A 12,492-nucleotide genomic window follows, 5' to 3' on the forward strand; every position below is an offset into this window, starting at 1 on the left:
CCACAACGGGTGCAGGATTATTTCAGCGCGCCACTGAGGAATTGCTGCAAACGGGGGCTTTGCGGGTTAGTAAACACATCCTCAGGCTTCCCTTCTTCTTCAATTTTCCCTTTGTGCAGGAAAATAACGTGGCTGGAAACATGGCGGGCAAACTCCATTTCATGGGTAACAACCACCATAGTTTTCCCCTCTTCAGCCAGTTGCTGCATAATGCGCAGCACTTCGCCTACCAGCTCCGGATCCAGTGCAGAAGTTGGTTCATCAAACAGCAGGACTTCAGGCTCCATAGCCAGAGCGCGAGCAATAGAAACACGTTGCTGCTGGCCACCAGATAAATGAACCGGGTATTTCGCCTGTGCCCGCTCATCAATACCCACTTTTTCCAGGTATTTAATAGCGCGCGCTTTTGCTTCGGCTTTATTTAAGCCCAGCACTTGTACGGGTGCTTCCATGACGTTTTCAAGAACTGTCATGTGCCCCCACAAGTTGAAGTGCTGGAACACCATGGTCAGGCGAGTGCGCAGCAGGCGCAGTTGATTTTTATCGGCAACTTTCAGTTGGCCGTCTTTGTCGCGGACTAACGTAATATTCTCGTTATTAACGATAATCGTGCCTTCGCTGGGTTTTTCCAGAAAGTTAATGCAGCGCAGGAAAGTACTTTTCCCTGAACCTGACGAGCCAATAATACTGATGACATCTCCGGCATTTGCCTTTAATGAGACCCCTTTCAGCACTTCATGCTCACCGTAATGTTTATGCAGATCAGATACGTTTAATTTATTTTCGGCCATGGCTATCACTTAGTGCGTTGAGGCAGGTTTAACATGCTGGAGCCAGCGTTTTTCAGCTTTGCGGAACAGGCTTATCAGGCAGAACGAAATCGCCAGATAAAGCACAGCGGCAATACCAAACGCGGTAAAAGGTTCATAGGTTGCCGAGTTAATATCACGGGCAACTTTGAGCAGATCCGGCACCGTTGCGGTAAACGCCAGTGCGGTAGAGTGCAGCATCAGAATCACTTCATTGCTGTACGCCGGAAGCGCAATACGCAGCGCAGAAGGCAAAATAATGCAGCGATACAACTTAACAGAAGAAAAGCCATATGCCCGGGCGGCTTCAATTTCACCGTGTGGCACAGAGCGGATCGCGCCGGCAAATATTTCCGTAGTATAAGCACAGGTGTTCAGTGTCAGCGCCAGTATCGTACAGTTCAGGCCACTGCGGAAAAACTCATTGAGCAGCATATTGCCTTTGACAACTTCCAGCGTATACATCCCGGAATAAAACACCAGTAACTGTACATACAGCGGTGTACCGCGAAAAATATAGGTAAACAGCCACACCGGAAACGCCACAAATTTATTACTGGAGACGCGGGCTATCGACAAAAACAATGCCATGATGCCCCCCATCACTACCGAGGCGATAAGCAGCCATAAGGTAATTGCGACACCAGTAAAACGGTAACCGTCGGTCCAGAGCAGTTGTTGCCAGTATTCGTGGATAATATCAATCACAAGTCTGCCCTCTTCACGCCCACTGAATAACGGCGTTCCAGCATCAGCAGGACCCCATTTGATACCGTGGTAAACACTAAATATATCAACCCACAAACAATGGCAAAGTAGAACGGTTGCCAGGTACTTTTCCCGGCAAGCTGTGTGGCTTTAACCACATCTTCCAGGCCAAGCAGTGATACCAGCGCGGTTGCTTTCAAAATTACCTGCCAGTTGTTGCCAATACCAGGCAGTGCAAAGCGCATCATTGCGGGGAACAGAATACGGTTGAATATCTGCCAGCCGGTAAAACCGAATGCAGTCGCGGCTTCAATTTGTCCTTTGGGAACCGCCAGAAAAGCGCCACGGAAGGTTTCCGTAAAATACGCGCCATAAATGAAGCCCAGCGTGATGATCCCGGCAACCATCGGATCGATATCTATCTGCGCCATACCGAAAGCATCGGTCACAGCATTAAGCGCAATTTGCAGACCATAGAAGATCAACAACATCAACACCAGATCAGGAACACCACGAATCAATGTGGTATAGCATTCAAAAAAGAACGCCAGCGGTTTGCTGCCTGAAAGTTTCCCTCCGGCACCAACCAACCCAATAATCACTGACAGGAGTACTGAAGTGATTGCCAGTTCAAGGGTGACAATCGCCCCCTGGAAAATAACGTGCGAAAAACCATACAACATGGTGCGTATCCTGCCGTCAGTGTCTTTCCGATACGAACCTGCTCCCGTTGGAGCAGGTTGCATCACTGGTGACCGTTAACCACCGTAGACATCAAAATCAAAATATTTCTTCGCCAGCTTGTCGTAAGTACCATCTTTACGCATGTCGGCAAAGGCTTTGTTGAGCGCTTCCCGCAACTCGTTATCCTCTTTGCGGATCCCCATACCCGTACCGACGCCAAACAGTTTGTCGTCTTTCACGGACGGGCCACCAAACTGGTAGCTTTTCCCTTCCGGTTGTTTCAGGAAACCTTCACTGGCAGCCACTTCATCCTGGAACGCCGCATCAATACGCCCGGCCATCAGGTCTGCGTAAATGGAGTCCTGCCCCTGGTAAGAGACTATCTCAATACCTTTAGGCGCCCAGTATGTATTACCGTAAGTTTCCTGAACGGTACCCTGCAACACACCAACACGCTTCCCTTTGAGGGATTCAACCGTTGGCTGGATAGGGGAACCTTTTGCCACCACCAGACGAGAATCAGCCGCATACAGTTTGTCGGTAAAGGCAATCTGCTGCTGGCGTTTTTCTGTGATGGAGAGTGAAGACATGATGGCGTCTATTTTTTTCGCCTTGAGAGAAGGGATCAGCGCATCCAGCGGGCTTTCTACAAAGGTGCACTTGGTATGGATTCGTTTACAAAGCTCTTTCGCCAGGTCGATATCAAAACCGACCAGTTCCCCACTGGCACTTTTCGACTCAAAGGGGGCATAGGTTGGGTCGGTCCCGATACGGATACTCTCAGGAAATGCCGCGAATGCTGTGGAAACACTGGAGCACAATAATGCCAGTGAAAGGGCGAAAACCTTCTTATTCATACTCATCCTCAATAGACTGTACTTGTCCTGAATGACAATTTTTGTCAGGGGGTAATAGCAGATTCTGTGCCAGCATGGAAGAAAACGGTGAAGAATAATCTTAGATACCACAATAAGTTATTATTATGGTGACCTGACACCGTAATTCGCGCACCCCATTTTGGTGCACGCTGCGCACCAAAACCATACGACAGGGTTTCATCCTGCACCAAAAAGGCACATACCTTACCCACATCCCCGGCCAGCCACCGTTGTGGCTGGCCTGACGACAGACTATAGGGTTGGCTTACTCGCCGTAAACATTGAAATCAAAATATTTCTTAGCCAGTTTGTCGTAAGTACCGTCTTTGCGAACTTCATCAAATGCTTTATCAAAGGCCGCTTTCAGGTCAGCATCTTCTTTACGCAGACCAACACCAGTACCATCACCAAAGTATTTCTTATCTTTTACTGACGGGCCGGCAAAGGCAAAGTCTTTACCTGCAGGTTGTTTCAGGAAGCCTTCGCTGGCAGCCACTTCATCCTGGAATGCTGCATCCAGGCGGCCTGCAACCAGGTCAGAATAGATAAGGTCCTGGGTCTGGTAGGAGATAACATCAACCCCCTGCGGACGCCATTTTTCATTAGCATATGCTTCCTGAGTAGAGCCCTGCAGGACGCCGACATGTTTACCTTTCAGCGAAGCAAGCGTTGGCTGAATCGGTGAGCCTTTGGCAGCAATCAGGCGAGAGTCTGCAGCGTAAAGCTTCTCGGAAAAAGCAATTTCCTGCTGACGTTTTTCAGTGATAGAGAGAGAAGAAATGATAGCGTCGATTTTTTTGGCTTTCAGAGACGGAATAAGCGCATCGAAATCACTGCTAACCCAGGTGCATTTAGCATGCATTTTGGCACACATGGCATCACCAAGGTCGATATCAAAGCCCACGAGTTTACCGCTGGCATCCTTAGAAGAGAAAGGAGCATAAGTTGGGTCGGTACCAATGCGGATATCTTTAGGAATTGCTGCGAAAACACTGCTGGCTGCGGTCAGTCCTAACAGCAAAGACAGTGCAAGAACCTTCTTCTTCATACTTTACCCTCAAGAGTTCAGACGTTTTACGTGATGTGTTGTGTTTTGTAGTGTTGTGTTTTGCATACTGAAGCTTGCACTTACCGTGCCACTTTTTTAACTTCAGGCAGATTCGCCAGTTTGTTAAAAAAACGTTGCATCAAGGCCTGCCAATGAAAGATAGCAGCTATGCTTGCGAGGAAAAGCTAATTTTGCGTGTTATCAAAGAGTAAATATCGAGGTTTTGATCGCGCCTGCAAAAACGCGCCATAAGTGTGCACGCACTGAACTTTCGCACCCAACCAGTGCAGACAGGCATTTTTCGATGGGCATGGGAATCCGTCTTGCACTTATTTCGTACTTACCCGTTCGCTGTTTACCATAAAAACAAAGGCCCCGGTGCAGATTGCTGCACCGGGGCCCAGGAACAAAGCGAGTGATTATCAGCCTTCGTTATGCATTTCCAGGCTTTCTACTTCGTTCTGGCGTTGCACAGCTTTGGCGTCGTCGTTACGCAATGATTCCAGGTACTCAAGGTAGTTATGGTCAACATCTTTCGTGACATAAACCCCATTGAACACTGAACATTCGAATTGCTGAATATCCGGGTTCTCGGCACGTACAGCCTCAATCAGATCATTGAGATCCTGGAAAATCAGGCCATCAGCACCAATTAACTCGCGGATCTCATCCACTTCGCGACCATGGGCAATCAGCTCGTTTGCGCTCGGCATATCAATACCGTACACATTCGGGAAACGAATCTCTGGCGCAGCGGAAGCCAGATACACTTTCTTCGCCCCGGCTTCACGCGCCATTTCGATAATCTGTTCGGAAGTGGTTCCGCGCACGATGGAGTCATCTACCAGCAGGACGTTTTTATCACGGAATTCAGCGCGGTTGGCATTAAGCTTACGGCGCACTGATTTACGGCGTAACTGCTGCCCGGGCATGATAAAAGTACGGCCTACATAGCGGTTTTTCACAAAACCCTGGCGGTAAGGTTTATTCAGAATACGGGCAATTTCCAGTGCGATATCGCAGGAGGTTTCCGGAATTGGAATCACCACATCGATATCCAGATCTTCCCATTCACGGGCAATCTTCTCACCCAATTTTGTCCCCATACCCACGCGAGCGCTGTAAACGGAAATCTTATCGATGAAAGAATCCGGACGGGCGAAATAAACGTATTCAAACAGGCAAGGGTTACTGGTGGGGTTATCGGCACACTGGCGAGTAAACAGTTGGCCTTTCTCGGTAATGTACACCGCTTCACCCGGTGCAACGTCACGAATGAAATCAAAACCCAGGGTATCCAGCGCGACGCTTTCCGAAGCAACCATGTACTCGGTACGCCCGTCACTGACTTCGCGTTTACCCAGCACCAACGGACGGATACCGTGTGGATCGCGGAAAGCCACCATGCCATGCCCAATGATCATTGCAACACAGGCATACGCACCACGGATCTGGCGGTTAGTGCCGGCAATAGCAGAGAAGATATTATCTGCTTCAAGAGGGTAATGGCGGTAGTTATCCAGTTCGCTGGCAAAAATATTCAGCAGAATTTCAGAATCTGAGGTGGTATTGATGTGGCGACGTTTTTCTTCAAACAGCTTTTTGCGTAACTCATGAGCATTAGTCAGGTTACCGTTATGCGCCAGAGTAATACCATAAGGAGAGTTCACATAGAACGGCTGTGCTTCAGATGCGCTTGAACTGCCAGCAGTCGGGTAACGAACATGGCCGAGCCCCATATTGCCCTGCAAACGTTGCATATGCCGGGCTTCAAATACATCACTCACCAGGCCATTTGCTTTACGCAGGCGAAAACAATTGTTTTCATCAATGGTGATGATGCCAGCGGCATCCTGCCCACGGTGTTGTAACACCGTTAACGCGTCATAAATCGACTGGTTTACCGGCATAACACCGGCGATACCGACAATACCGCACATGTTGTCTTTTCCTCATCATGAACACACAGCCGTTACCCCACCTGAATATAACAGGCCTGGAGGCCAGTGTGTTCTTTGCCACACCCCCCGATACAATTACCGGGGTAAGAAACTCGACGAGCTTTGCAGGTAGTCAAAAAACCACCTGATGATGAAACTGAACTGCGGAACCAATTGCGATTTTTGCCAGTCTTCGCTTTTCGCCATACCGGTAAAGGTATCGAGAAAAAACAGGATAGCGGCAACAATGAGCACACCACGCAAAGCACCAAAACAGATACCCAGCACCCGGTCTGTACCGGACAGGCCCGTTTTCTGAACCAGCGTGCCAATGACATAGTTGACAATAGCACCGACTATCAGTGTCGCGACAAACAAAATGCCAATCGCAATTCCATTTCGCACCAGCTCTTCTTCAAAGCCAGTGAACCAGACTGCCAGATACGTATAGTAATGGCTGGCAACAAAGAAAGCGCAGCCCCATGTCACCAACGATAATGCTTCACGTACAAAGCCACGGATCAGGCTGACCAGACAGGAAAAACCTATCACCGCAATAATGGCGTAATCTATCCAGACCATTTCAAGTCCCACGATTTACCGCCCTGACATCCGATTCGGGGCGCATTCTAACAGAAAAAGAAAACGTTTGCGTAGGGATTTCCTTCCCGTGCAAAAATAAAAACGGCGTTGAAAAAACGCTCAACGCCACAACCCTGAGCCCGTGTAACGGGCACTTATCCAGGCGGCAAGCATAACGCTTACCCCTGATATTCTTTACCTGCCAAAGTGTTAATGAACGCTGTAATTCATCACCACCCCGTTAAGCCCGGACAAACTGTGCAAATCTCCAAGAGAAGCTTTGAGTTTGTCTTTCGATGCTTCCGGGCCGACCAGAATCCGGGTGATTTTCCCCTGAACGGGTGTGGTTGGCGAGGTATACACCCGGTAACCTGAAGCACGTAATTTACTGACTATCTCATTCACTTTGTCAGCATTTTTCAGCGCACCGAGTTGCACCACATATGCCTTACCTTCAGGTGTGGGTGGCGTATCCTCTTTCACCGGCACTTTTGGTTGAGTGACCGGTTGGGGAGCAGGTTGAGGTACTGTGGTTTTACCCGCACCTGGTTGGCGAGTGACAGCCTGAGTGTTACGCCCGGATGCAGAAGAATCCCTTTCGACCGGGATGGCATCCAGCCCGGCTCCGGTATTGGCTGGTAAATTTGCCGTATCAATTGACGAGTTGGAAGCATTGCTCGCCCTTACCTCTTCAGCCGCCCCTTCAGGAGGTTGAGCCGGAATAGGCTGGCTGGCTGGCGGCAATAAGTCGTTTTCGTCTTTATCACCCGCTTTTGGGACCAGCGGAATTGCTGCAAACTCATCCTGATAGTGCTTTTTTTGCCCGTCGAGCAGCCCTGGCAGGACAATAACTGCCAGCGCAACCAGCACCACAGTGCCCACTAACCGGTTTTGAAACTTACTTGCCACCCGTCGTCCCCGCGTCCATTTCTTCCATTACATGTGCCACAGTATGGAATGAGCCACATACCAGCACGGTATCTTCTGGGGCCGCATCCGCCATTGCTGCCCGCCAGGCGTGTGCTACATCAGGCCAGGTGCTGGCCCCGGGAAGATGCGCCACCAGCGTTTCTGCCGAAGCACCACGCGGGCCTTCCAGAGGAGCACAATACCAGCTATCTACCTGTGGTGACAAACATGCCAGCGTACCCTGGATGTCTTTATCGTGCAGCATGCCAACCACTGCAAGAACTCGCCCGGCCTTTGGCAATGCCGCTAACCGGGTGGCGAGATAACCCGCCGCATGCGGATTATGTGCCACATCCAGAATCACCTGTGGTGAGTGAGCCACAACCTGAAAACGCCCGGGCAAAGTGGCATTACGCAAGCCGTCCCGAATATGCTGTTCAGTAACACTGAGCCCACTGGCGCGCAGTGCTGCCAGCGCAGTGGCAGCATTAGGCTGCGGCACCAGAGGCAGCGGAAGGTTGCCCAGCTCACCGAACTTATCGCTGAAACGCCAGTGTTGCTCGTTAACCGAGTAATACCAGTCCTGCCCTACCCGGCTCAATAGCGCGCCTTTATCCTGCGCTACTTGCGCGATGGTCTCGGGCATATCGGGCTCGCCGACGATCGCCGGTTTACCACCACGCAAAATACCGGCTTTTTCCCGGCCAATGCTCTCGCGATCAGGGCCAAGCCAGTCGGTATGGTCCAGCGCGATACTGGTAATAACGCCAACATCACAGTCAACAATGTTGGTCGCATCAAGGCGCCCACCCAGGCCAACTTCCAGAATAGCCACATCGACGGCAGCCTGTTTAAACAGATACAGCGCCGATAACGTACCAAATTCAAAATAGGTGAGAGATGTCTCCCCACGCGCAGAGTCTATTGCAGCGAATGACGCTGTATGTTGCCCGGCATCCAGTTCCTGCCCCTGAATACGCACCCGTTCGGTATAGCGAACCAAATGCGGAGAACTGTAGACACCAACCCGATACCCGGCGGCAATCAGCGTGGTTTCCAGCATGCGGCAAGTTGTGCCTTTGCCATTCGTTCCGGCAACGGTAAAAACAAAAGGAGCTGGTTTGCGAACACCCATTGTGTCCGCGACTTTGGCAACACGCTCAAGCCCCAGATCAATGGTTTTGGAGTGGAGATTTTCCAGATAAGAAAGCCACGTTGCCAAAGGCGACGTGGCTTCAAGATGCAATTCGTGTTTCATAAACGCCGTTCTGCATAACTGTATTCAATAGGAAAACGGGCAGCGCTGTATGCGCCGCCCGTGGAGTCTTGTCAGGCTTCATCGCCTTCTTCGGGAACTACCGGCGTAATGACGGCAGTTTCATCCGGGTTTGGAGCAGGCTGATTAGTCAGTTTCGCCAGAATTTGTGCCAGTTTCAGGCGCATTTCCGGGCGGCGAATAATCATATCAATCGCCCCTTTTTCAATCAGAAACTCACTGCGCTGGAAACCTGGTGGCAATTTCTCACGCACAGTTTGCTCAATAACACGCGGACCAGCAAAGCCAATCAGTGCTTTTGGTTCGGCAATATTCAAATCACCAAGCATGGCGAAACTGGCTGATACACCACCCATAGTTGGGTCGGTCAGTACAGAAATATACGGCAAGCCGCGTTCCTGCATTTTTGCTAATGCTGCACTGGTTTTAGCCATTTGCATCAGCGACATCAGTGCTTCCTGCATACGTGCACCACCTGATGCAGAAAAACAAACCAGCGGGCAGTTATCTTCGAGCGCCTGTTCAACAGCACGAATAAAGCGCGCACCGACGACAGAGCCCATTGAGCCGCCCATAAAAGCAAACTCAAATGCAACCGCAACAACCGGCATGCCAAACAGCGTGCCTTTCATTACGACCAGTGCATCTTTCTCACCCGTTTCTTTTTGGGCAGTTGCCAGGCGATCTTTGTATTTCTTGGAGTCTTTGAACTTCAGCACATCTTTAGGCTCAAGTTCACTTCCCAACTCTACCAGCGAATCTTCATCTAACAAGGTATGCAGGCGTGCACGCGCAGACATGCGCATATGGTGATCACACTTCGGGCACACCTCAAGGTTGCGCTCCAGCTCAGCGCGGTACAGCACCTGTCCGCAGCTGTCACATTTCGTCCACACCCCTTCCGGGATGTTAGCGCGGCGGGTTGGGGTAATGTTGCTCTTATTGAGAATTCGTTCAATCCAGCTCATTGATGACCTTTCTGCCTGAACCTGGTCGATGCCAGTTTTTCTGTGGGGGCGCATAATGCCATTTTCTCCGCCCACAGACCATAAATGTTGCTCATTAAACCATAACCGGGCCCGACTTTGGATAAAAAAGTGGTCGAACCCCTTAGCTTACTCTTTTATCTGGCGAGCCTGACGTGCTGCTGCGCGTTTGTGGCGAATAATTTCCACAACACCGGGTAAAACCGACAACACGATAATTGCCACAATCAACAATTTCAGGTTGTCCTGTACTACCGGCAGGTCTCCGAACAGGTAACCGGCATAGCTGAACAGCAACACCCACAAAATTGCACCAGTGACGTTAAACAATGCAAAATGCCGGTAAGACATATGCCCCATGCCAGCAACAAAGGGAGCAAAAGTCCGCACGATAGGCACAAAACGCGCCAGAATTATCGTTTTACCACCGTGACGCTCATAAAACGCATGGGTCTTTTCGAGATAGCTGCGCCGGAAAATCTTTGAGTTCGGGTTACTGAACAACCGCTCACCAAACACCCGCCCAATAGTATAGTTGACGGCATCACCAATAATTGCCGCAGCGACCAACAGCACCACCATAATATGCACGTTCAGGTCGTTGCCCGGTAAAGCAGACAGCGCCCCGGCAACAAACAGCAAAGAATCGCCAGGCAGGAACGGTGTCACAACTAACCCGGTTTCACAAAACAGGATAAGAAACAGTATCCCGTAAACCCAGACACCATAGTTGGCAACCAGTTCAGCCAGGTGCACATCAATATGTAAAATAAAATCAATGATAAAGTGGATAAATTCCATAATACGTCCTTAACAGTCCAGGCTCAGAGACGGCAGGAACAAAGGCCCCATAACCGGTTCAGGCAACGCAAACTCAGCAGGATAATCCACCGCGACTAAATATAACCCTTCCGCTTTGGCTGTCGCCGCCGCCAGGGTTCTGTCTTTCGCCGCCAACAACCAGGCTATCCATTCTTCCGGCTGATTACCGCACCCTACTTCCAGCAGGCTGCCGACTATATTTCGTACCATATGATGCACAAAAGCGTTGGCTTTAATATCCACCACCAGGTACTCGCCATACCGGTTTACCCGGATATGCGACACATTACGCCAGGGTGTGCGCGACTGGCACTGTACTGCACGAAACGAAGTGAAATCATTTTCACCTAACAGGCTCTGAGCCGCCCGCTGCATCTTTTCAGCATCCAGCGGTAAATGGTAATGCGACACACCACGCTGCAAAATGGCCGGGCGCAGGCGATTATTATAAATCACATAGCGATAACGGCGTGCTGTCGCACTGAAACGTGCATGAAAAGCCTCAGGCACATGTTTCACCCATTTTACTGCAATGTCGCCTGGCAGATTCGCATTGGCGCCCAATGTCCATGCAGCATCTTTGCGCTCTGCCTGCGTTTCAAAATGCACCACCTGCCCGGTGGCGTGTACACCCGCATCCGTTCTGCCAGCACAGAATACATGGATAGGTTCGTTAGCAACCTGGCTTAATGCTTTTTCCAGATTTTCCTGAACACTACGCACTTCCTGCTGACGCTGCCAGCCATAATACTGGCTGCCATCATACTCAATACCCAGCGCTATTTTGCTGCGGCTTACTGCGATTACACCGGACATTACCAGAAGTACTCCTGCAGGAGTTTTTCTGCTGTTTTCAGTGCCATTAACGCACCACCGAAGCGAACGTTATCAGCAACAGACCAGAACTGGACTTGTTCAGGCAAACCGTAATCATTGCGCACACAACCAATGGACAAGTGCACACTACCAGAGGCATCCGCCACCTGAGTCGGGAAGTCCTGCTCTTCGGACAAAGCAATGTCTTCCTGGCGAGTAAACGCATCACGCGCTTCTTCTGCAGAGAGCGGGCGTAACGCCTCCATCCCTACCATTTGCGCGTGCCCATAAAACACCGGGCTCTGGATACAACTGACCGAAATCAACAGCCCTTCGTCCTGCAGCACTTTACGCACCTGGTCGACCACCTGGCGTTCTTCACGCACACTGCCTTGTGCATCAGGCACCAGAGGCAACATATTAAATGCCAGTTGGCGCCCAAAATGGTCATCGTCTTCTAAAGGTAAACCATTAAGCAGGCGAGCGCTCTGCCCGGCAAGGGCATCAACCGCAACTTTGCCATGTGCAGAGGCCGGTAACAGATTTGTCACCTGGAGGCGGGACAGGCCACCTTCTTCAATCAAGGGTTTAACTGCCGAAAGTAACTGGCAGGTCAGGCTGTCTGCCACCGCAACCACATTGCGATTACGGTAATCTGCCAGAACAAATGGGTTTACATCTGGCACCACTAAAGGCACATCCGGCTCCAGAGCAAACAAACTGCTGGAATCAATCACTACGCAACCCGCATTAGTTGCTTCTTCAACGTATGCAGCCGTTGCCTGTGTGCCAGCGACAAAAAATGCCAGTTGAGCCTGCACCCAGTCAAACTCAGCGGCATCCTGTACTTTCAGGGTTTTGCCTGCGAAACGCACAGTGGTACCTGCGCTTTCTGCTGTCGCCAGCAAGTGAAGTTCACCAACAGGGAACTGACGCTCTCCAAGTAACTCAATCAGGGCTTCACCGACCGCGCCGGTCGCCCCGAGGATGGCGATATTCCAACCTTCTGACATAGTGGTTTACTCCAGACAAAA

Annotated in this window: 13 protein-coding genes; all 13 read right to left on the bottom strand. The window is 50.5% G+C overall.

From position 1 onward, the window contains the following. Window positions 1-17 precede the first annotated feature (17 nt). Window positions 18-791, bottom strand: a complete 774-nt coding sequence (hisP, locus tag DT73_RS23370; protein ID WP_036116034.1) for a histidine ABC transporter ATP-binding protein HisP — start codon at window positions 789-791, stop codon at window positions 18-20. A gap of 9 nt (window positions 792-800) precedes the next feature. Beyond that, window positions 801-1,517, bottom strand: coding sequence for an ABC transporter permease (locus DT73_RS23375; RefSeq protein WP_036116036.1), 717 nt, complete (start codon window positions 1,515-1,517; stop codon window positions 801-803). Then, window positions 1,514-2,200, bottom strand: a complete 687-nt coding sequence (locus DT73_RS23380; protein ID WP_036116038.1) for a histidine ABC transporter permease HisQ — start codon at window positions 2,198-2,200, stop codon at window positions 1,514-1,516. Before DT73_RS23380 ends, DT73_RS23375 begins: the two co-directional genes overlap by 4 nt. A gap of 75 nt (window positions 2,201-2,275) precedes the next feature. Next, window positions 2,276-3,058, bottom strand: a complete 783-nt coding sequence (hisJ, locus tag DT73_RS23385) for a histidine ABC transporter substrate-binding protein HisJ (RefSeq protein WP_036116039.1) — start codon at window positions 3,056-3,058, stop codon at window positions 2,276-2,278. A gap of 286 nt (window positions 3,059-3,344) precedes the next feature. Next, a complete protein-coding gene (gene argT / locus DT73_RS23390; RefSeq protein ID WP_036116040.1) occupies window positions 3,345-4,127 on the bottom strand; it encodes a lysine/arginine/ornithine ABC transporter substrate-binding protein ArgT in 783 nt (260 codons plus the stop codon). Window positions 4,128-4,549: 422 nt separating this feature from the next. After that, a complete protein-coding gene (gene purF, locus DT73_RS23395; RefSeq protein ID WP_036116041.1) occupies window positions 4,550-6,067 on the bottom strand; it encodes an amidophosphoribosyltransferase in 1,518 nt (505 codons plus the stop codon). A 96-nt stretch (window positions 6,068-6,163) separates the two neighbouring features. After that, a complete protein-coding gene (cvpA, locus tag DT73_RS23400; RefSeq protein WP_036116044.1) occupies window positions 6,164-6,649 on the bottom strand; it encodes a colicin V production protein in 486 nt (161 codons plus the stop codon). Between the two features lie 210 nt (window positions 6,650-6,859). After that, window positions 6,860-7,558 (bottom strand): cell division protein DedD, encoded by a 699-nt coding sequence (dedD, locus tag DT73_RS23405; RefSeq protein ID WP_036116047.1) that lies wholly within the window; start codon window positions 7,556-7,558, stop codon window positions 6,860-6,862. Beyond that, window positions 7,548-8,816 (bottom strand): bifunctional tetrahydrofolate synthase/dihydrofolate synthase, encoded by a 1,269-nt coding sequence (gene folC / locus DT73_RS23410; RefSeq protein WP_036116049.1) that lies wholly within the window; start codon window positions 8,814-8,816, stop codon window positions 7,548-7,550. The genes dedD and folC overlap by 11 nt, the downstream gene beginning before the upstream one ends. A gap of 71 nt (window positions 8,817-8,887) precedes the next feature. Beyond that, on the bottom strand, window positions 8,888-9,802 hold the full coding sequence (accD, locus tag DT73_RS23415) for an acetyl-CoA carboxylase, carboxyltransferase subunit beta (RefSeq protein ID WP_036116051.1): 915 nt from the start codon (window positions 9,800-9,802) through the stop codon (window positions 8,888-8,890). A gap of 147 nt (window positions 9,803-9,949) precedes the next feature. Then, window positions 9,950-10,621 carry a DedA family protein gene (locus tag DT73_RS23420; protein ID WP_036116055.1) on the bottom strand — a complete coding sequence of 224 codons (672 nt, stop codon included), beginning with the start codon at window positions 10,619-10,621 and terminating at the stop codon, window positions 9,950-9,952. Between the two features lie 9 nt (window positions 10,622-10,630). Beyond that, complete coding sequence (gene truA, locus DT73_RS23425) at window positions 10,631-11,458, bottom strand: tRNA pseudouridine(38-40) synthase TruA (protein ID WP_036116057.1); 828 nt, start codon at window positions 11,456-11,458, stop codon at window positions 10,631-10,633. Next, on the bottom strand, window positions 11,458-12,471 hold the full coding sequence (locus DT73_RS23430) for an aspartate-semialdehyde dehydrogenase (RefSeq protein WP_036116059.1): 1,014 nt from the start codon (window positions 12,469-12,471) through the stop codon (window positions 11,458-11,460). Before DT73_RS23430 ends, truA begins: the two co-directional genes overlap by 1 nt. Window positions 12,472-12,492 lie beyond the last annotated feature (21 nt).

This window comes from Mangrovibacter sp. MFB070 (assembly GCF_000705335.1).
Taxonomy (GTDB): domain Bacteria; phylum Pseudomonadota; class Gammaproteobacteria; order Enterobacterales; family Enterobacteriaceae; genus Mangrovibacter; species Mangrovibacter plantisponsor.

Excerpts from the sequence above, each read along its gene's own strand:
- hisP (WP_036116034.1), bottom strand. The coding sequence starts at position 791 with ATGGCCGAAAATAAATTAAACGTATCTGATCTGCATAAACATTACGGT.
- DT73_RS23380 (WP_036116038.1), bottom strand. The coding sequence starts at position 2,200 with ATGTTGTATGGTTTTTCGCACGTTATTTTCCAGGGGGCGATTGTCACC.
- hisJ (WP_036116039.1), bottom strand. The coding sequence starts at position 3,058 with ATGAATAAGAAGGTTTTCGCCCTTTCACTGGCATTATTGTGCTCCAGT.
- argT (WP_036116040.1), bottom strand. The coding sequence starts at position 4,127 with ATGAAGAAGAAGGTTCTTGCACTGTCTTTGCTGTTAGGACTGACCGCA.
- purF (WP_036116041.1), bottom strand. The coding sequence starts at position 6,067 with ATGTGCGGTATTGTCGGTATCGCCGGTGTTATGCCGGTAAACCAGTCG.
- cvpA (WP_036116044.1), bottom strand. The coding sequence starts at position 6,649 with ATGGTCTGGATAGATTACGCCATTATTGCGGTGATAGGTTTTTCCTGT.
- folC (WP_036116049.1), bottom strand. The coding sequence starts at position 8,816 with ATGAAACACGAATTGCATCTTGAAGCCACGTCGCCTTTGGCAACGTGG.
- accD (WP_036116051.1), bottom strand. The coding sequence starts at position 9,802 with ATGAGCTGGATTGAACGAATTCTCAATAAGAGCAACATTACCCCAACC.
- DT73_RS23420 (WP_036116055.1), bottom strand. The coding sequence starts at position 10,621 with ATGGAATTTATCCACTTTATCATTGATTTTATTTTACATATTGATGTG.
- truA (WP_036116057.1), bottom strand. The coding sequence starts at position 11,458 with ATGTCCGGTGTAATCGCAGTAAGCCGCAGCAAAATAGCGCTGGGTATT.
- DT73_RS23430 (WP_036116059.1), bottom strand. The coding sequence starts at position 12,471 with ATGTCAGAAGGTTGGAATATCGCCATCCTCGGGGCGACCGGCGCGGTC.